Below are 19180 nucleotides of genomic sequence, written 5' to 3' on the forward strand. Positions count from 1 at the left end.
GCTAACCCACCATTCGAGGAATGGTGCGAATAATCTGCGCGATGTCGAGGTGACGGCGGTCCATATGCATGACATTGGGCGATGTGGCGGGATTTGTCAATCCCGCCGTCGCCGATGGTCAGGATTCTTCTGACGGCGGCCGCTCATACGTGACGAAGGCATAATCAAAGCCGTTCGCTTCCGAATGATGTGTCTCGCGCGCGGTTTCCAGCCACTGCGTGCGGTCGATCGCCGGGAAGAAGGCATCGCCTTCCACATCCGCGTCGATCTCGGTCACCACCAGCCGGTCCGCGCACGGCATGGCCTCGGCATAGAGCTGCGCGCCGCCGATCAGGAAGATCTGCTCGGCGCCCACGCACAGCAGTTGCGCGTCTTCCAGCGACGCGGCCACCTCGGCGCCCTCGATACGCAGCTCCGGGTTGCGGCTGACCACGATATTGCGGCGCCCCGGCAGCGGGCGGCCGATCGAGTCCCAGGTCTTGCGGCCCATGATCACGGGCGCGCCCATGGTGGTGCGCTTGAAGTGCGCCAGGTCTTCCGGCAGGCGCCACGGCAGCGTGTTGTCGCGGCCGATGGTGCCGTTGCGGGCGCGGGCAACAACCAGTGTCAGCAGCGTCATACGGCCACCGGTGCCTTGATGGCGGCGTGCGACTGGTAGCCGGCCAGTTCGAAGTCTTCGTAGCGGTAGTCGAAGATGCTGTCGGGCTTGCGCAGGATCTTCAGCTGCGGCAGCGCCAGCGGCTCGCGCGCGAGCTGGGTCTGCACCTGCTCGAAATGGTTGTTGTACAGGTGGCAGTCGCCGCCGGTCCAGACGAAGTCGCCTACTTCCAGCCCGGTCTGCTGCGCCATCATGTGGGTCAGCAGCGCATAGCTGGCAATGTTGAACGGCACGCCCAGGAAGATATCGGCGCTGCGCTGGTAGAGCTGGCACGACAGCCGGCCATCGGCCACGTAGAACTGGAAGAAGGCGTGGCAGGGCGGCAGCTTCATGCGCGGGATGTCGGCCACGTTCCAGGCCGACACGATCAGGCGGCGCGAATCCGGATTGGCGCGGATCTGCGCCACCAGGTCGGTGATCTGGTCGATATGGCGGCCGTCCGGCGCCGGCCACGAGCGCCACTGCGAGCCGTAGACCGGACCCAGTTCGCCGTTCTGGTCGGCCCACTCGTCCCAAATGGTGACGCCGTGCTCCTGCAGCCAGCGCACGTTGGTCGAGCCCTGGAGGAACCACAGCAGTTCATAGATGATCGACTTCAGGTGCAGCTTCTTGGTGGTGACCACCGGGAAGCCTTCGCGCAGGTCGAAGCGCATCTGGTAGCCGAACACCGAGCGCGTGCCGGTGCCGGTGCGGTCGGCCTTGTCGGTGCCATGCTCGTACACATGGCGCATGAAGTCGAGATACTGTTTCATCGGCGCGGGGCGGGATGGGAAGTGACGCGGGCGCTGGACCCGCAAAGCTGGCATTTTAAAGCAATAAGGACCGCCCTTCCGGACGGGCCTTATTGCAGGTTGCCGGGGCTTGCCGCCCCGGCGCGGCGGCAGGCCTTAGTGACTGGTTGCCGGCTGCTGCACGCGGCGCTTCTGCACCAGGTAGCCGGCGCCCAGCACGCCGCCGACGATCAGCACGTACAGGCCCCAGTTGATCAGCGGGTTGGCTTCGAAGAACGCCTTGATCATGGGCTCGTGCACGATCATCTTGACCGCCGTGAACGCCAGCACGCCCGCGCCCAGGTAGATGATGACCGGGAAGCGGGCCATCAGCTTGAGCACCAGGCTCGAGCCCCACACCACGATGGGGATGCTGATCAGCAGGCCCAGCACCACCAGCAGGAAGCTGCCATGGGCGGCGCCGGCCACAGCCAGCACGTTGTCCACGCCCATCACCGCGTCGGCGATGATGATGGTCTTCATGGCGCCCCACAGGGTCGAGGCGCCCGAGCCATGCCCGTCGCCGTCGCCTTCGTCGGACAGCAGCTTGTAGGCAATCCACACCAGCGCCAGGCCGCCAACCAGCATCAGCCCCGGAATCTTCAGCAGCCAGACCACGCCGATCGTCATGGCCGAGCGCACCACCACGGCACCGACGGTACCCCAGACAATGGCCTTCTTTTGCAAGTGGGCGGGCAGGTTGCGTGCCGCCAGGGCAATCACGATGGCATTGTCGCCGGCCAGCACCAGGTCAATGACGACGATGGACAGCAGTGCCGTCAGGAACTGCATCGTGAACAAATCGGTAAACCACTCCATGAACTCTCCTCAGGGTACGAATCGGCGCAAGCGCGCGTTGGGTTCGCCTGGATTCACGGAGCACGGGAGGGTGGGGCCGCCTTTGCAAACCATGAGAACCAGGTTGCAAAGGTCTTGCTCGACAGCTGGCGCGGTATGCGCACCAGTGTCAGCACAACCGGAGGCGCGAGCCTCGGAATGACGATTGTGCTAAGGGCATGGGCCCCGGAGCTACTCCCCTTTGAGGGACGCGACCCGTTCGGGATCGCGCTGGGCAGGATTATAAACGAACTGCAAGGGACATGCCGCATCAGGAAAGAAACTGACGCAAGAAATAAAAGTGACTAATTAGGCTTGTATGTGTAGCCCATGCCGTCCGTATGCCTTCCATATCGCCATTGGACGCTGCGCGATCCGCCGGATCGGCCTATCCTTGAAATTCGGCTCCGCCCGATGCGTCCCGGACAGCACAGGGATGCGTTGCGGAGACTGGCGCGCACGACATGCAAGCGCGGCCTTGGGGAATACGCAGTGACGCAGTGCCCATTTGCGACCACACAAGGAAACAACATGCCGGCTGTCCCGAACCCGCCGAACACGCCCCCACAGAACAAAACCCCGCAGACACCTCTCCCGCCTCTCAACCACCATAACGGCCATGCCGCCGCGTCGCCGGCGCTGGTTGCGCTGGTCAATGGACGCCCGCAGCGGCTGCCACAGCCGGAATTCGTGCAGCAATATCGGGAAGACAGCGGCGCGCTGCGCGAGCAGGTGCTGGCCGGCCTGCGCGCCGGGCAGGCCGCCATCAGTCCCAAGTTCTTCTACGACGTGCTGGGCTCGCGCCTGTTCGAGGCCATCACCGACCTGCCCGAGTACTACCCGACCCGCACCGAGGCCGAGATCTTTGCCAGCGCGGGGCCGGCCATCGCGGCGCGCGCGGGCAGCGGCTGCGTGCTGGTGGACCTGGGCGCGGGCAACTGCGAGAAGGCCGCGCGGCTGTTTGGCAGCCTGCGTCCGGCGCAGTACGTGGCGCTGGATATCTCGGTCGAGTTCCTGCGCGCGACGCTGTCCGCGCTGCAGCAGCAGCATCCCGAGATCCCGATGCTGGGCCTCGGCGCCGACCTGTGCGCGCCGTTCGACCTGCCTGTCAACGTCAGGCGTGGCAGGCGCCTGTTCTTCTATCCGGGATCGAGCATCGGCAATTTTGCCCCGCTCGAGGCCCTGGCGCTGCTGCAGCGCATGCGCGGCGCTGCCGGGCGCGGCGACGGCGTGCTGATCGGCGTGGACCTGCACAAGGACGAGGCCACGCTGGTATCGGCCTATGACGACGCGCTGGGCGTGACCGCCGCGTTCAACCGCAACGTGCTGCGCAACGTGAACCGCATCGTCGGCACGGACTTCTCGATCGACGACTGGCGCCATGTGGCGACCTTCGACCGCCAGGCCTCGCGCATCCAGATGCACCTGCAGGCCTGCCGCGAGGTGCGCGTGCAGTGGGAGGGCGGGGCGCGCGAATTTGCCGCCGGCGACCGCATCCATACCGAGGATTCGTACAAATACCGCCCGGAGGACTTCGCGCTGCTGCTGGAAGCCGCCGGCTTTGACGACCCGGTGTACTGGACCGATCCGCGCGGCTGGTTCGCTGTGTTCCACGCGCGCGGCTGATGCTCTGCCGGGGCGCGCCTGGCAGGGTTGGCAGGTGGTGTCATAATGGCCGACAGCCACGGCGCGCCGTGGCTGTCGGCCTGCTTCGATCCCTGCCTGTCCACTGTTCATTCCCTGCGCGGACCCTCCCGATGAGCGGCTTTCCCATGCTTCCCGATCTCTATTTCACCGGCGGCAAGGCAACCTGGTCCGACCCGCGCCGGCTGCCGCGCGAAGGCCTGGCACAGGCGCTGGTCGACGCGCGCAACCGCACGCTGGCGTGGCTGGCGCCGTTCGGGCAGACGCGCCGCGCCTGGGACGTGCCGCGCCAGTACGATGCCGATCCGCCGCTATGGACGCTCGGGCATGTGGCCTGGCATGCGGAGTGGTGGTGCCTGCGCGGCGTGCGCCAGGTCGATCGCGGCGGCGTGCCGGTGCCGGTGGCGTCCGAGCCCTCGCTGCTGGACGGCGCCGACGAATGGTTCGACCCGGACCGCATCGGCCCGGATGAGCGCTGGGATGTCGCGCTGCCGGACGTCGCGGTGGTCAAGCGCTATGCGGCCGACGTGCTCGACGGCGTGCTGCGCCGGATCGCACTGCTGCCCGACGACAGCGACCTGACCCTGTACCCGTACCGCCGCGCGCTGCTGCACGAGGATGCGCAGGGCGAAGGCGTGGCCGCGCTGCTGCAGGCGCTGGGCATGGCGCCGGCGGAGCCCATCGGCGCTGGCCCGGTGCAGCCGGCGGGTCATGGCGGCACGCTGCATTTCCCGGGCGGGCGCTTCACGCTCGGCTGGAGCGATCCCGACGGCTTTGCCTGGCCGGACGAGTTGCCGCCCCAGCCCACCTACGTCCCGGCGTTTGAAATGGACATGGCGCCGGTCAGCAACGCGCAGTTCCTGGAGTTTGTCGAGGACGGCGGCTATGAGCACCCGGCATGGTGGTCGTCGGCGGGGCGCCAGTGGCTGATGATGCAGGAGCGCTCGGCGCCGCGCTACTGGTCGCGGCATCCGGATTCGCGCGCCTGGATGGTGGAGCGCTTCGGTACCCTGCGCACGCTCAACCCGGACGAGGCGGTGCGCCATGTCACGCTGTACGAGGCGCAGGCATGGTGCCTGTGGGCAGGGCGGCGCCTGCCGGTGGAATCGGAATGGGAGCTCGCGGCGACGCAGAACCGTGGCCTGCAGTGGGGCGCGCTGCGCGAGTGGACTGCCACGCCGTACGAGCCCTACGCGGGGTTTGCCGCGGCGCCGTCCGACGGGGATATGGTGGGGCGCTTCGGCACGCACCAGGCGGTGCGCGGCGTCTCGTTCGCCAGTCCGGCACGGCTGCGCCATGTGCGGGCACGCTGGGCGCTGCTGCCGGAGGATGATCTGTCCTTTATCGGATTTCGTACCTGCGCGCTGTAGCGGACCGTTGTACGCGACAACGGAAAAGGGCACCCGAGGGTGTAATGCCGTTCAGTTAAGGTCCCTATTGAGGAAGCGAACGGCATAGCGTGAAGGGCGGGACTTGACGACCCGGTCGCATGAGCGACCGGGTCGTTTCACATTGGGCAGCGACTTTAGGCGCTCGCGTAGGCGCTGCAGGCAGGCGGGCAATTTCGCGTAGGCTGGCGTGACAGCTGCCCACATCATCTCGTGCTGGATGACATGGAAGGCACGCACGAAGCTCATGTCAGTCGGCGCGAGCTTCGCTTCTCGGGCGGCGCTGGCCATCTCGCGACGAATCAGGTTGTAGGCGATCAAGGCGCCCCAGATTTCCTGGCATACCCCATCGACGGTTCGGCTACGCAGGGTCAGCTCCATGCCGAGCATCGACTGCTTCAGTTCCCGGTAGCTCGTTTCGATCTGCCAGCGCCGCTCGTAACTGGCGACGATGTCAGCAGGTTTGAAGCGTCGGCGATCGAGCAGCGACGTCAGCAGAATTCGGCTACGTCCGCGTGCATCGATCGTTCGGATTGCCCGCGCCTGCCAGAACTCCGGCAGCGCCGGACACTTCTTGCGTGCCTGCGGCGAGACACGCATGCGTACCGTGGCGTCCTCGGCCGTGCCGGCCGTCACCTCCCAGCGCGTGTTGGACTTGGCCGGAATCAGGAAGTGGCGGTTGTGCCCGCCCATCGTCAGACCGCACAGGATCTCGGCAGCCAGGAAGCCTTTGTCGAATACCGTCAGCGAATCATCCGGTATCTGCGGCAACAAGCCTTTGGCGTACACCATCTCATTGCTGTCATAGCGACCGAAGCTGGCACCTGCCACCAGGTGCGTGGGGATCGCAGTCAGCGTCACCATGCGCACCTGCGGATAGCTGGCGACCCTGCGAGCGTAAGCTTGGGCGCCAAAGTGCTCGCGGTTGGCAGGGCTGTCGGCTGTGCGTAGCGTCGTGCCATCCATCGCCCACAGGCTGAGTCCCTTGAGGGCGTAGTCGCTGGCGTCCTGCAGACTCCAGGCGCGCGCTGTTCGTTCGAACAGCCAGGCCAGCGGCGCCTCGCCAACGCGCTGGCGGGCTTGCGTCGCCGCGCTCTTGCTGACGAACGGCGCCACCTCGTCAGGCAGGGCCAGTTCCAGATTGTCGAGCACTTCGCTGATCGACCAATGGCGGTACATCGCCAGCGCAATCACCAGCCAGACCACCTGTTCAGCGGGCAATCGACGGCGACGGATACTTGCCGTTCCCGTCGCGTCTACCGCGCGCTCGATCCACTCGTACGGAAGATGCTCGGCGAGCCGACTCAAGTCGGCCGGCTGTTGCGCTTCGAGCAGGAAGGTCAGGTGACTGGAAAGCATCGCGCCCAAAAGTTAACACTTCGGCGCAGCGTTTACAACTTCCTCTGACGCTACATACAAAAATGCCGTTCAGCTCTTAACTGAACGGCATTACACCCGAGGGTGCCCTTTCTGCTGCCTGGCAGGTGCGCTCAGCGCACCACCCGATCAACGCTCGTAGCGCGAGCGGCTGTTGCGGTTGCCGCCGCCATTGCCGCCGAAGCCGCCGCCAAAGCCGCGGTTGCCGTCACGGTTGCCGTCGCGATTGCCATCGCGGTTGCCGAAGCTGCGGCCTTCGCCGTTGCCACGGTAGCCGCCGCCGGTGCCGCCGGTGCCGCGGTTGCCGTCGCCGAAGCTGCGCGCGGCGCCGTCGCGGTTGCCGAAGCCGCCGCGGTTGTCGTCGCCGAACGTGCGGCCGCCTTCGCGGTTGCCGAAGCCACGCGCGCCGTCGCTGGCGCCACGGTAGCCGGTGCCCTGGCCGCCCTGGCCGCGGTAGCCGCCTTCACGGTTGCCGAAGCCGCCGCGGTTGTCGTCACCGAACGGGCGCGCGCCTTCCGGGCGGTTGCCGAAGCCACGGCTTTCGCCGCTGAACTTGCGCTCGCCGAAGCCGGTGCGGTTCTCGCCGCCGCCGAACTTGCGGTCGCCGAAGCTGCGTTCGCCGCCACGGTAGCCGCCGCCATTGCCGCGGAAGTCACCGCGGCCGCCGCCCGGCTTGCCGCCGAAGTTCGAACGCGGCTTGGGCGAGCGGCGCGGCTCCAGGCCTTCGATCACCGAAGCGTCGATGCGCTGGTTGGTGAAGCGCTCGATGCGCTTCCACTGGAACATGTCGTTGTGGTTCACCAGGTTGATGGCGGTGCCCGAGCGGCCGGCACGGCCGGTACGGCCGATGCGGTGCACGTAGTCCTCGGCCTGCTTGGGCAGGTCGAAGTTCACCACGTGGGTGATATCGGGCACGTCGATGCCGCGCGCGGCCACGTCGGTGGCCACCAGCACGCGCAGGTTGCCGCGGCGCAGGGCGGTCAGGGTGCGGTTGCGCGCGCCCTGGGTCATGTCGCCGTGCAGTGCGCCGGCGGAGAAGCCGGTGTCGGACAGGCGCTCGGCCAGCGAATCGGCATCGCGCTTGGTCGCGGTGAAGACGATGGCCTGCTTGAGCGAGGCGTCGCGCAGCAGGTGGTCCAGCAGGCGCTCCTTGTGCGACATGTCGTCGGTGAAGTGCAGGCGCTGCTCGATATGGCTCTGGTCGGCGCGGGCCGCGGCGATCTCGATGCGCTGCGGGTCGCGCAGCTGGCGCGAGGCCAGTTGGGCGATGCGGGCATCCAGCGTGGCCGAGAACATCAGCGTCTGGCGCGTGGCCGGGGTGGCATTGACGATGGCGTCGATGTCGTCGGCAAAGCCCATGTCGAGCATGCGGTCGGCTTCGTCGAACACCAGCATCTGCAGGGCCGAGAGGTCGATGCGGCCGGCGTCGATATGGTCGAGCAGGCGGCCCGGCGTGGCCACCAGGATGTCAGGCATCTTGGCCAGCGCGGCCAGTTGCTTGGGGTAGGGCATGCCGCCCAGGATGCTGGCGCAGACGATGCGGCGCAGGTTGCGGCCATACTTGGCGGCGGCTTCGGTCACCTGCAGGGCCAGTTCGCGCGTCGGGGTCAGCACCAGCAGCGCGGGCTGCGCCGGCGCCGGACGGGGGCGCTTGCCCTTCATGCGCTTGGCGGGCTCGGTCGAGCGTTGCGGCGCCGGCATCTCGCTGATGCGCTGGATCGCGGGCAGCATGAACGCGGCGGTCTTGCCCGAGCCGGTCTGGCTCGAGACCAGCAGGTCGCGGCCGGCCAGGAAGGCCGGGATGGCCTGGGCCTGCACCGGCGTGGGCGTGTTGTAGTTCAGTTCGGAGAGGGCGCGCAGGATGGCCGGATCGAGGCCAAGCGTGGCGAAACCGCTTTCCACGGCCGGGGCTTCCACTGCCGGGCTGGGGTTGAGCAGGGCGTCGAGCTTGTCGAGCGGGCTCTGGGCAGCGTCGGAAGTGATCGAAGCGTCGGTCGCGGAGGCAATAGCTTGCTCCGCACGAATGTCGTGCTGGGTCATGTCGGAATGGTCAAATAAATGCATGGCACCCCGAAAGCAATGGGGTGGGCGCAGTGCAAAGTCTTTAAAAAGGCTTCGGCGCCAATCGGTGAGGCCGTTACGACAGACACAGCTGGCAGTACGGCGGCAGGCAGGGCGGTGGCTGGTCCCGCTAGGCGGTCCGGCCGAATCCCTGGCAGGCAAACAGCTCAGGTTGCAGGCTGTTCAACAGGATCGGAGACGAGGCGACGTCAGGTGAGCGGTGCGTTCTGCTGGGCGGCTGGGGCCATGTTGTGATGATTAGGCGTCCGGCAGCGAGGAAACAGAGCTTGGGAGGGCAGCGGATTCGCCGCGGCAGGTAGCCGGGCGCTTGGCGGATCTCACAGTTGCGAAACTCACGGCGCGGATTATAGCAGAGTCCGGAATTTTTGTTGCACTGCGAAAACGTAACCGGATATGTCAGGCGTTCGGCACCTCGGGGACTGGGCCCGCGCCATGCTGGTTGCAAGCCGGAAAGCCCCGCCTATACTGGAGGCGCGAGCACACAGGATGCCCGCACGGGGCGGACGAAAAACGCTCCCGCTTGACCTCCTCCAGCGGCATTGGGCCGTTGTTCGCGGCGAGCACTGCGGTCATTGACTCCACGCGCCAGGTCTTCCTGCGGCTATCCGGGTGGTCCGGATGGGCGTCCGCTTCATGGGCGGAATCATGGGAAGCCTGCCTGGAACAGAATGACCGAACTGCTGACCGCGTGACCCAGGTGGTCCGGGCCCGTCCGCATCCAAAGCCCGCCAGCGATGGCGGGCTTTTCATTTGGGCGTTCCCGGTTCGTTGCCGGTTGCGGCTCAGTCCTCGGCGTCCTTGCCCGCGGCCTTGCGCGGCAGCCGGCCGAGGGGCTGCTCGCGCGGCATCGCGAGGCGGTTGCCGGGCAATCCTCCCGGGTAGTCGACGATGCGCGCGGCGCCCTGGCGCCGCAGGCCATGCCATGCCTGGCTGCCGGCGGTGCGCCCGCCACCGAGGATGGTGGTCATGGCCTGCCGGTCGAGATCCATGCTGTCGGGCAAATCCTTGATGACGATCACTGCCATGGCTGTCTCCGGTCAAGCGGGGCCACGGCCATGCGGCCGCGGGACCGCTTCAGTATAGGCGAGGCGGCCCGCGCTCCTGCCTGCGGGCCCGCCGCGCGGTGCGCTCAGACGGCGGCGAAATTGCCGCCCCATTGCGCCGGGTTGACGTTCACGCGCACCGGGCCGGCGCCGGGGCCGACGAAGCTGCCGTTGAGCGTGTTGACGCTGATGGCCTGCAACTGCGCGATGTTCTGGTTGACGTTGACGGTCACGTTGGCCAGCGGGCCGACGTCGCCGATACCGCGGCTGAGCCACGAATTGCCGCCGCGTACGGTGCACAGCGAGGCACGGTCGAGTTCCTTGCTCAGGGCAAGATCGCGAACGAGGATGGTTGACATGATGGTGCTCCTTTGAGGGGGGTGCCGGGGCAGCTGGCGCGAAGATTGCTGCGTTGGGGCGGCGTCTCCGCGCGTGCTGCGCATCCGTTTATCAGCCGAAGATGTTGTTGGTGCCGTTCTGGTTGGTGTGCACGTCGGACTTGACGTGGTCCAGGAAGGCCGAGCCGTTGCCGTTCAGGTTGGTGACGGTCTGCATCTGCGCGACGCTTTGCGAGGCCTTGATGCTGTCGTCGACCGACACCTTGATCGGCATGTAGACGGCGGCGAAGGGCAGGTAGGCCAGGCCGCCGCGCACGGCGTGCATGCGCTTGCTGTCGAGGGTTTCGGCGGCGGACAGGTCCTTGATGGTCAGCGTGGTCATGATGGTCTCCGGTATTGGTAGTCAGTGCTTCGGTTCAGTCTGCGGGCGGCGCGAGGGCTCAGCCGTAGATGTTGTTGGTGCCGTTCTGGCTGGTGTGCACGTCGGACTTGACGTGGTCCAGGAAGGCCGAGCCGTTGCCGTTCATGTTGGTGACGGACTGCAGCTGGGCGATGTCCTGCATGGCGGTGATGCTCTTGTCGATCGACACTTTCACCGGGCTGTAGACCGCGGCGAAAGGCAGGTAGGCAAGGCCGCCGCGCACGGCGTGCATGCCCTTGCGGTCCAGGGTTTCGGTGGAGGACAGGTCCTTGATGGTCAGCGTGGTCATGATGGTCTCCTGGTAGAGGAAGGTGTTGCCTTGGGTTGGGTTTCGAGCATCGGGTTGGTGTCGCGCTCGGGAGGTACTAACGCAGGGACTGTGCCAAGGCCGTGGCCAACCTCGCCGGGCACGCGCAACTGCCTGAAAACATGAGGGATTTATCTTCGATGTCGGCTTGCGCGCACTGCACGCGGGGCGTGCCGGGGGCCGCGGGTGACGGGCCGCGGCCAACAGGCGGCGCGCGGGTGTTGGTGCCGCCGCGACAGTGGCGTGCCGCAACGGCTCCGGCTGGCCCGTGCGGCCCGCGCGCGGCGTTGCACACCGGCTTCGCATGGATTGCGCATGCCATGGGTGCGCACTAGTATCCATCGAAGGCAGGGCATATCCGCACGGTGGGACCAAGCCCTGCCAGCAACCATGTCGGGGCATCCCGTGGCCAGTCTCAAAGACCTGATCCGCAAGTTCCAGAACGGTGGTCTCTCCGACGACGAGTTTGTTGCGTCGTTCGAAACCGCCCTGGCGCAGGACCCCACCACGCCCAGCCAGGCCGCGCGCGTGGTCATCGAGGAAAACACGCGCTTTCCGTTCCCGCCCGCGGTCTACGCCGAAGTCATGCGGCGCATCGAGCGCCGCGGCGCCACCCAGTACGAGGGCACCACCGAAGCCACGCGCCTGGCCGGCACCGAAACCGGCTCGATGTATGTGGCCACGCCCGAGCCGGGCACGCTGCCGCAGTCGGCGCACACCAAGGGCGTGGGCGATACGCTCAACGGCCGCTTCGTGCTGGAGGAATGCCTGGGCGTCGGGGGCATGGGCACGGTCTACAAGGCGCTTGACCTGCGCAAGCTGGAGGCCTCGGACCGCAAGCCGTATATCGCCATCAAGGTGCTGAACCTGCAGTTCAGCGGACACCCCAAGTCGCTGATGGCGCTGCAGCGCGAGGCGCGCAAGGCGCAGACGCTGGCGCACCGGAACATCGTCACGGTTTATGACTTCGACCGCGACGGACCGGTGGTCTTCCTGACCATGGAATACCTGTCGGGCTCGTCGCTCAACCATGTGCTCAAGGCCCCGGGCTTTGCCGGCATGCCGATGGCGCGCGCGATGCCGATCATCAACGGCATGGGCAACGCGCTGGCGTACGCGCACGAGCGCGGCTTCGTGCACTGCGACTTCAAGCCCGCCAATGTCTTCCTGACCGACAACGGCGAGGTCAAGGTGATCGACTTCGGCATTGCGCGCGGCTTCCTGCCGCCGGCCGACGAATCCGACCGCACTGTGTTTGATCCCGGCTCGCTGGGCGGCATGACCCCCGCCTATGCCAGCCCGGAGATGTTCGAGCACCGCGAGCCCGACCCGCGCGACGACATCTACGCGCTGGCCTGCGTGAGCTACGAACTGCTGACCGGCAAGCATCCCTACCAGCGGCTCTCGGCCAACCAGGCGCGCGATGCCGCGCTCAAGCCGGTGCAGCCGCCGCAGTTGAGCCGCACGCAATGGAAGACCCTGCGCGAGGCGCTCTCGCTCGACCGCGAGACGCGCACGCCGACGGTCGCGTGCTTCCTGCAGGGCATGAGTGCCGTGCCGGCCGCGCCTATGCGCCGCCCCGACCCGCGCATGGCGGGCGGCGTGCTGGCCGTGCTCGCGGGCGTGGCGGGGCTCGGCTACTACGCCTGGCATTCGCAGCGCCAGGCCCAGGCCCCGGCCACCGACTCCCGCGCCGAAGCGCCTGTCATCCCGGCAGCGCCGGCGCCTGCGACGCCAGCCGCGCCGACGCCCGCACCGGCAGCCCGTCCGGCGGAGTTGTCGATGGCCGAGGTCGACAAGCTGCTGGCCGCCGTGCCTTGCTCGCTGCTCACCGCTACGCGGCAGGGCCAGGCGCTGCACGTGCGCGGTTTCCTGGCCGAGAGCGTGGGCGCCGCGCGCCTGCGCGAACAGCTCAACGGCCTGCCGGGCGCCAAGGCGCTGAAGAGCATGGCGGTGGACACCCAGCCGCTGGCCGCCGACAAGTGCGACGTGGCCACGATGATCGCGCCGTACTGGTCGGGCAACCGGCAGGGCGGGACGGCCTCGTCACTGCGCCTGCGCGGCCAGGGCACGCAGCTGACCGAGGGCTCGCCAATGGTGCTGGACCTGCACACGCCGGCAAAGGACTCCTTTGTCTACGTCGATTACTTCGCGGCCGACGGCAAGGTGGCGCATATGGTGCCGAGCACGCACATACCGGCCAACCAGGCGCCGCCCGGATACAGCGCCACGATTGGCGACAGTGGCGACTGGGTGATCTCCGCGCCCTTCGGCACCGAGGTGGTGGTACTGCTGACCACGCCGGCGCCGCTGTTCGCGGGGCGCCGCGCCGAGGCCGAGTCGCGGCAGGACTACCTGCGGGCGCTGGAAAAGCCGCTCGCGCAGATGGCGCGCACCTACGGCCAGGACCGCATCAGCGCAGACCTGGTGCAGATTTCCACGCGCGCGCGCTGACAGCGGTTCGGCTCTGGCCGGCCAATCCCGCCGGCCGCTACTTCATGTCGCGCGCCACGCGAAAGCCGTTCTGCGATTGCCGCACGCTGGCGCTGTACTTGAAGCGCGTCGACGAAACCATGTAGCTCGCCCCTTCGCGCCAGGAGCCGCCGCGGATCACGCGCGCGCCGCAGCCGTTCTCGTTCCACGCGCGCCCGTCGGCCGGTGCGCCCTTGTACGAGCTGTGCCAGCAATCGGCAACCCATTCCCACACGCTGCCATTGACGTCGTACAGGCCATACGGGTTGGCCGCGAACGAGCCGACCGTGGCCGGCGCGTCGGGGTTCCAGGGCTCGCCGCAGTCCTTGCAGTTGGCATTGCCCTTGCGCATCTGGTCGCCCCACCAGTAGGCGCTGGCAGTGCCGCCGCGCGCCGCGTATTCCCATTCCGCCTCGGTCGGCAGCCGGTAGCTCTTGCCGGTGGTCTTGCTGAGCCAGGCCACATACTGCTGCGCATCATCCCAGCTGACATCGCGCACCGGCGCGCTCTTCGGGCTTTCGGCAACGGTGGCAATGCGCTGGCAGCCGCCGGCGTCGGCGCAGGCATTCCATTGTTCGACCGTGACCTCATAGCGGCCGATGGCAAAGGGCTGGCCGATGGTGACGTGATGCGGAGGCTTCTCGGCGGGATCGCTGGTGCTGCTGCCCATGGTGAAGCTGCCGGCCGGCAGGGAAATCAGCACCGGGCAGGCCGGGCAATCGCGGATCTCGCCGTTGTGCGGCGTGCTGCTGACCGCGCCGCCCGCGGCCACGCCCGGGCGCGGCGATGCTGCTGCCGGTGGCGCCGCAGGGCGCGCCGCGGTGGCGGGTGCGGCGGGAGCAGGCGGAGCAGGCGGGCGCGAGACCTGGCCGCCGGCGGAGGTGGGGGAGCGTGGCGGTGGCGAGGGGGCTTGCGCCTTGGGTGCGGACGCGCTCGCCGCCAGCCGTTCCAGGCGCGCCCTGGCCAGCACCGCGAAGCGCCCGTTGGGATACTGCTTCAGGTAGGCCTCATAGTCCGCGGCGTAGTTGCTGTTCTTGATCGATTCCCAGAAGGTCAGTTCGTACTGCTCGTCCGTGTTCTTGGGCATGATGCCGGCGAGCAGCAGCGGCTCCGTGCGCGGCGCATCGGCGGCGGCCTGCGCGGGCAACGGCGCGGCGGCGAGGATCGCGGTCATTGTGGCCATTGCGCTCACCGCGGCCACGCGTACGACTGGTAGATTGCGCCACATCTTCACACCTCGCTGGAGCCGCCGCGATCCCGCCGCATGCTGGTACGTGCCAGCCTATGCGTGGGGGCGCATTGTGGTGTTGCCGAGACGTCGACCGGCTTGCTTCAAGATAGCACAGCACTTGTGTCTCCGGCGGAGCATTCCCTTGGCGCCGCGGCACGCCGGGGTCGCTTTTTCCGGGCTTGCGTCCTAACCTGAATGACGAATCGCCGAGCGCTGGCCAACAAGCAACAAGAACGGGCTTTCGGGACAACGTGATCGGGTTTCGGACAGATCTCCGGGAGGCGCCGCGTATGTCCAGACGATTTCTGTTCAGCCTGCTGGCCGCCGCAACGCTGGCCGCGGCTCCCTCGCTGTCATTGTCGACGGCGGCCCCGCCCAATGCCGAGGCCTACATCATCTGGCCGTCCGACGGCGCCGTCATCAGCGGCGGCAAGTTCTGGGTGCGCATGGGCCTGCGCAATATGGGCGTCTGCCCCAAGGGCGTCGAATCGCCGCGCTGCGGGCACCACCACCTGCTGATCGACACCGAACTGCCGCCGCTGGACAAGGAAATCCCTTCGGACAAGAACCACCTGCACTTTGGCGCGGGCGAGACCGACGCGCGCGTTGAGCTGCCGCCTGGCAAGCACACGTTGCAGCTGCTGGTAGGCGATGCCAAGCATGTGCCGTTCGAGCCGCCGATCTATTCGAAGAAGATCACGGTCACGGTGAAATAGCGGTGCAGTGCGTGCGCTGCCGCGCATGCCGACCGAGGCCGATCAGGAAACAGGGGGAGAGCGTCATGTCCAGACTACTTGCCGCGGCTGTGTTTGCCGCCAGCCTGCTGCTGTCCGCGGCGGTGCAGGGTGGTTCGACGCCGGCGCCGCCGAATGCCTATCTCTATATCGGCTGGCCCAATAACGGGCAGACCTTGCCCGCGGGCAAGCCGTTCAAGGTGTGGTTCGGGTTGCGGAATATGGGGGTGGCGCCCAAGGATGTGAAGTTTCCGAATACCGGGCACCATCACCTGTTGATCGACGTCGATCTGCCGCCATTGGACAAGGAAATCCCCAACGATCGGAATCATCTGCATTTCGGGGCGGGGGAGACGGAGACGATGGTTGAGTTGCCGCCTGGGAAGCACACGTTGCAATTGCTGATGGGGGATGACAAGCATATTCCTACTAACCCGCCGGTTTATTCGAAGAAGATTACGATTTATGTGAAGTGAAGGGGGGGCTTTCCTGCTGCATCTATCTGGTAGTTGTTCGACTGCCCGGTTCCGCCCTGAAGGGCGGGTCACTTTTGTCCGAGCGACAAAAGTAACCAAAAACGCGTCGCCTCAGGCGGCTGGCCACCAATTCCACGGCGTGGGTGGTTCGGGCGGTGGTGATTTCCGTTCGGTGGGGTTGGTGGTTCGACCCTGCTACGCACCCTGTCTGTGCCCACATCAACGGACTATTGGACGAACCCGACTTTAGGCTATTGGCAGCCTCCTAATCACGGCGTCGGTCGGACGCCTTCGGCTGCGCTACGCGCATGTCCTAACGTGGCAGAACTAGCGGCCACGCCCTGATTTTTTTTCTTTGGCCCGGCATCATTCGCGATAGCGCCGTGCGAGCGCAGCGACGCACTCCGTGCCCGAGCCCCCGACCTACGATACTGAGTGCGCGCAGCGCAGCCGTAGGCGTCCTACCGATAACCTGGTTAGAAGGCTGCCAACAGCCTAAAGTCGGGTTCGTCCAATAGTCCCAGGACGCAAGGCACATCCCGGGAGCGTAGCAGGGTCGAACCACCTACCCCATCGAACGGAAACCACCGCCGCTGGAACCACCCCCTCCGAGGAATTGGTGGCCAGCCGCCAGAGGCGACGCGTTTTTTGGTTACTTTTTGTCGCTCGGACAAAAAGTGACCCGCCCAGCAGGGCGGAACCAGGCCGTAAAACCTACGACAGCATCGAAATCAACCCCCCTGTCGCCCCCCAACCAACACCACCACAAAAATCCGTTGGCCCCTCCCCACCACCACGCCGCACACCAACCCCATCACCCCCCAACCCAAATCCCGACCTGAAAAGAAAAACCCCCATATTTTCAGGCACTTCCGCAATCCCCCCGGTCAAGGCACCCCTGCTGGCACGCTCCCTGCGATTGTCCATCCCGAGCGCGACACCAACCCGATGCTCGAAACCCAACCCAAGGCAACACCTTCCTCTACCAGGAGACCACCATGACCACGCTGACCATCACCGACCTGACCACCATCGACACCCTGGACCGCAAGGGCATGCTCGCCGTGCGCGGCGGCTACGCCCTGTTGCCGTTCATGCCGGTGTTCCGGCCACTGAGCCTGTCGTTCGACAAGAGCATCACCGCCACGCAGGACATCGCGCAGATGCAGACCGTCACCAACATGAACGGCAACGGCTCGGCCTTCCTGGACCACGTCAAGTCCGACGTGCACACCAACCAGAACGCCTCCAACAACATCTACGGCTGAGCCCTCGCGCCCGGCTGACTGAACCCAAGCACTGACTACCGATACCGGAGACCATCATGACCACGCTGACCATCAAGGACCTGTCCGCCACTGAAACCCTCGACAGCAAGCGCATGCACGCTGTGCGCGGCGGCCTGGCCTACCTGCCCTTTGCCGCTGTGTATGCGCCGATCAAGCTCGCGTTCGACGGCAGCATCACCGCCAAGCAGGACATCGCGCAATTGCAGTCCGTGACCAATCTGAATGGCAATGGCTCGGCCTTCCTCGACCATGTCAATTCGCATGTGGATACCAACCAGAACGCCAGCAACAACATTTATCGTTGAGAAGGTTGTTGAGATGGCGCTGCGCCGCGGGGGCGTCCCCGCGGCGCTTTTGTTGACCCCTTGCATATCGGGGTTGGAGCGCGCGCCGGCGCGCACCACAATACAGACAGACTTCGCGGCCCCGGCATGCCTTGGGGTATCTCCAGCGCATCCCGCCCGCCGCCGTCGCACGCAGGAAGACATCGTGCCTGAATCCATCACTGCCTCGACCGGGGCTGCGTCAACCCCCGCGCCGCGCCGCGCTGCCTGGCTGACCGCGCTGGCGGCTTGCGCGGCGCTGTTGGCAGCCTGCGCCGACTTCCGGCCGCCGGTGTACAAGCGCCCGGAAACGCCGGCCAAGTCGGAATGGTCGCGCCAGGATTCGATCACGGTATCGCCGGCGGAAACGGTGCAGCCAAACTGGTGGGTGGGATTCAAGGATCCCTACCTGAACAAGCTGATCGACCAGGCGCTTGCCGGCAACTACGACATCAAGGTGCTGGCGGCGCGCATCCGCGTGGCCAACGCGCAGATCGGCGAGGCGCGTGCCGGTGGGCTGCCGGTGATCGATGTCGCTGCCGGCGCAAGCTTCGATAAGAGCACCGGGCAGAAGTCGACGTGGACGTATAACGCCGGCACCCAGTTGAGCTGGGACATCGATATCTGGGGCAAGGTGGAGAAGGGCGTGCAGGCGCAGGCCGCGGAGTTCCGTGCCACCGAGGCCGACTGGCGTGCCGGCTACCTGACGCTGGTGTCCAATGTATCGACCACTTACTTCCAGATCCTGCAGTTCGACGAGCAGATCGAGCAGCAGACGCGCACCGTGGCGAAGAACGGGCAGATTCTGTCGACCTACCAGGCCATGTACCAGAACGGCCTCGTGCCCAAGATCCGCGTGATGCAGCAGCAGGCGGAAATCAACCGCCTGAACAAGGACCTGCTGGAACTGCGCCGTTCGCGCGATGTGGCGGAGAACGCGCTGGGCACGCTGGTCGGCGTGCCTGCCGGCAATCTCAAGGTGCCGCCAGGGCGCCTGCAGGACCGTGTGCAGCCGCCCGCGGTGCCGGCCGGGCTGCCCTCGCAGCTGCTGGCGCGCCGACCCGATGTGGTGGCGGCTGAGTACCGCGTGCTGGCGGCCTACAACATCGTCGGCCAGGCGCGCCTGGCGCAACTGCCCTCCATCAGCCTGACCGCGCGCGGCGGCACCGCCAGCTTTGCGCTGAGCGACCTGCTCAAGTCCTTCACCTTCGGCTTCATGCCCAGCATCAACCTGCCGATGCTGGACCCGAGCGTGCGTGCGCGCGTGAAGACCACCGAGGCGCAGGTGGGCGTGGCGGAAAACGAATATGGCCGTACCGTGATGACCGCGTTCGAAGAAGTGGAGACCGCACTGGTCAACGTCGACGCGCACAAGAAGCAGCGCATCGAGCTGCAGCAGCAGGTGGAGCAGCTGCGCGTCGTGTCCGCGCAGATCGAGGCGCAACTGAAGGAGGGCGTGGTCTCGCAACTGGAGGTGTTCGAGACCGAGCGCTCGCTGCTGGCCGCGCAGCTGCAATTGTTGGCGGTCCACCAACAGATCCTGGCCGATACCGTCACGCTGTACAAGGCGCTTGGCGGCGGCTGGCCCGATGCGGATGTGCGCAACACGGCCTTGAATCCACCGCGATAAGTGCAGCCCACGGTGCTGCGCCGGTGTGCAGGTGATGCCGGCGTATGCAACGTGTTGCGCAAACCGTCTGCACCCCCTGGCCACTTGCCCCGCCGCATGTGCCGCTACCGTGCCAACCGCGCGTCCCCGCGGCCGATTGACTAGCCTAAGCCGTCGCCTA

18 protein-coding genes are annotated in these 19180 nt (G+C 66.6%); 8 read left to right on the forward strand and 10 right to left on the reverse strand.

What is annotated here, in order from left to right; all coding sequences use genetic code 11:
- Window positions 1–118: 118 nt before the first annotated feature.
- The 3 genes from ACZ5MJ_RS04070 to ACZ5MJ_RS04080 all read right to left on the reverse strand — a co-directional run bounded on the left by ACZ5MJ_RS04070 (window position 119) and on the right by ACZ5MJ_RS04080 (window position 2247).
- Complete coding sequence (locus ACZ5MJ_RS04070; protein ID WP_464222562.1) at window positions 119–619, reverse strand: dihydrofolate reductase; 501 nt, start codon at window positions 617–619, stop codon at window positions 119–121.
- Window positions 616–1410 (reverse strand): thymidylate synthase, encoded by a 795-nt coding sequence (locus tag ACZ5MJ_RS04075; protein WP_464222563.1) that lies wholly within the window; start codon window positions 1408–1410, stop codon window positions 616–618. Before ACZ5MJ_RS04075 ends, ACZ5MJ_RS04070 begins: the two co-directional genes overlap by 4 nt.
- Before the next feature lie 135 nt (window positions 1411–1545).
- A complete protein-coding gene (locus ACZ5MJ_RS04080; RefSeq protein WP_464222564.1) occupies window positions 1546–2247 on the reverse strand; it encodes a TerC family protein in 702 nt (233 codons plus the stop codon).
- 549 nt (window positions 2248–2796) lie between these two features.
- On the opposite strand from ACZ5MJ_RS04080, the gene egtD reads away from it, so the two are divergent.
- Window positions 2797–3891, forward strand: coding sequence for an L-histidine N(alpha)-methyltransferase (egtD, locus tag ACZ5MJ_RS04085; protein WP_464222565.1), 1095 nt, complete (start codon window positions 2797–2799; stop codon window positions 3889–3891).
- A 131-nt stretch (window positions 3892–4022) separates the two neighbouring features.
- A complete protein-coding gene (locus ACZ5MJ_RS04090) occupies window positions 4023–5279 on the forward strand; it encodes an SUMF1/EgtB/PvdO family nonheme iron enzyme (RefSeq protein WP_464222566.1) in 1257 nt (418 codons plus the stop codon).
- A gap of 51 nt (window positions 5280–5330) precedes the next feature.
- Here the strand turns inward: ACZ5MJ_RS04090 and ACZ5MJ_RS04095 are convergent, their stop codons facing one another.
- The 6 genes from ACZ5MJ_RS04095 to ACZ5MJ_RS04120 form a co-directional block, all read right to left on the reverse strand.
- The gene (locus ACZ5MJ_RS04095) at window positions 5331–6656 is read right to left on the reverse strand and encodes an IS4 family transposase (RefSeq protein WP_202281445.1); all 1326 of its coding nucleotides are present in this window, start codon (window positions 6654–6656) and stop codon (window positions 5331–5333) included.
- Between the two features lie 147 nt (window positions 6657–6803).
- The gene (locus ACZ5MJ_RS04100) at window positions 6804–8714 is read right to left on the reverse strand and encodes a DEAD/DEAH box helicase (protein ID WP_464222567.1); all 1911 of its coding nucleotides are present in this window, start codon (window positions 8712–8714) and stop codon (window positions 6804–6806) included.
- An 824-nt stretch (window positions 8715–9538) separates the two neighbouring features.
- Window positions 9539–9781 (reverse strand): hypothetical protein, encoded by a 243-nt coding sequence (locus tag ACZ5MJ_RS04105; protein ID WP_464222568.1) that lies wholly within the window; start codon window positions 9779–9781, stop codon window positions 9539–9541.
- Window positions 9782–9885: 104 nt separating this feature from the next.
- Complete coding sequence (locus ACZ5MJ_RS04110; RefSeq protein WP_464222569.1) at window positions 9886–10158, reverse strand: hypothetical protein; 273 nt, start codon at window positions 10156–10158, stop codon at window positions 9886–9888.
- A 91-nt stretch (window positions 10159–10249) separates the two neighbouring features.
- A complete protein-coding gene (locus ACZ5MJ_RS04115; RefSeq protein ID WP_464222570.1) occupies window positions 10250–10519 on the reverse strand; it encodes a hypothetical protein in 270 nt (89 codons plus the stop codon).
- 58 nt (window positions 10520–10577) lie between these two features.
- Window positions 10578–10847 carry a hypothetical protein gene (locus ACZ5MJ_RS04120; RefSeq protein WP_464222571.1) on the reverse strand — a complete coding sequence of 90 codons (270 nt, stop codon included), beginning with the start codon at window positions 10845–10847 and terminating at the stop codon, window positions 10578–10580.
- Window positions 10848–11255: 408 nt separating this feature from the next.
- Between ACZ5MJ_RS04120 and ACZ5MJ_RS04125 the strand changes: the two genes are divergently transcribed.
- Window positions 11256–13319 carry a serine/threonine protein kinase gene (locus tag ACZ5MJ_RS04125; RefSeq protein ID WP_464222572.1) on the forward strand — a complete coding sequence of 688 codons (2064 nt, stop codon included), beginning with the start codon at window positions 11256–11258 and terminating at the stop codon, window positions 13317–13319.
- A gap of 37 nt (window positions 13320–13356) precedes the next feature.
- On the opposite strand, the gene ACZ5MJ_RS04130 is transcribed toward ACZ5MJ_RS04125, so the two are convergent.
- Complete coding sequence (locus ACZ5MJ_RS04130; protein WP_464222574.1) at window positions 13357–14565, reverse strand: formylglycine-generating enzyme family protein; 1209 nt, start codon at window positions 14563–14565, stop codon at window positions 13357–13359.
- Window positions 14566–14858: 293 nt separating this feature from the next.
- On the opposite strand from ACZ5MJ_RS04130, the gene ACZ5MJ_RS04135 reads away from it, so the two are divergent.
- The 5 genes from ACZ5MJ_RS04135 to ACZ5MJ_RS04155 all read left to right on the forward strand — a co-directional run bounded on the left by ACZ5MJ_RS04135 (window position 14859) and on the right by ACZ5MJ_RS04155 (window position 19020).
- Complete coding sequence (locus ACZ5MJ_RS04135; protein ID WP_464222575.1) at window positions 14859–15284, forward strand: DUF4399 domain-containing protein; 426 nt, start codon at window positions 14859–14861, stop codon at window positions 15282–15284.
- A 65-nt stretch (window positions 15285–15349) separates the two neighbouring features.
- Window positions 15350–15778 carry a DUF4399 domain-containing protein gene (locus tag ACZ5MJ_RS04140; RefSeq protein ID WP_464222576.1) on the forward strand — a complete coding sequence of 143 codons (429 nt, stop codon included), beginning with the start codon at window positions 15350–15352 and terminating at the stop codon, window positions 15776–15778.
- A 998-nt stretch (window positions 15779–16776) separates the two neighbouring features.
- Entirely contained in the window at window positions 16777–17046 is a 270-nt protein-coding gene (locus tag ACZ5MJ_RS04145; protein WP_464222577.1) for a hypothetical protein, read from the forward strand.
- A 56-nt stretch (window positions 17047–17102) separates the two neighbouring features.
- Window positions 17103–17372 (forward strand): hypothetical protein, encoded by a 270-nt coding sequence (locus tag ACZ5MJ_RS04150; RefSeq protein ID WP_464222578.1) that lies wholly within the window; start codon window positions 17103–17105, stop codon window positions 17370–17372.
- A 184-nt stretch (window positions 17373–17556) separates the two neighbouring features.
- Window positions 17557–19020 (forward strand): efflux transporter outer membrane subunit, encoded by a 1464-nt coding sequence (locus tag ACZ5MJ_RS04155; protein ID WP_464222579.1) that lies wholly within the window; start codon window positions 17557–17559, stop codon window positions 19018–19020.
- The last annotated feature ends 160 nt before the right edge of the window (window positions 19021–19180 follow it).

The organism is Cupriavidus sp. LA-1 (assembly GCF_055385985.1).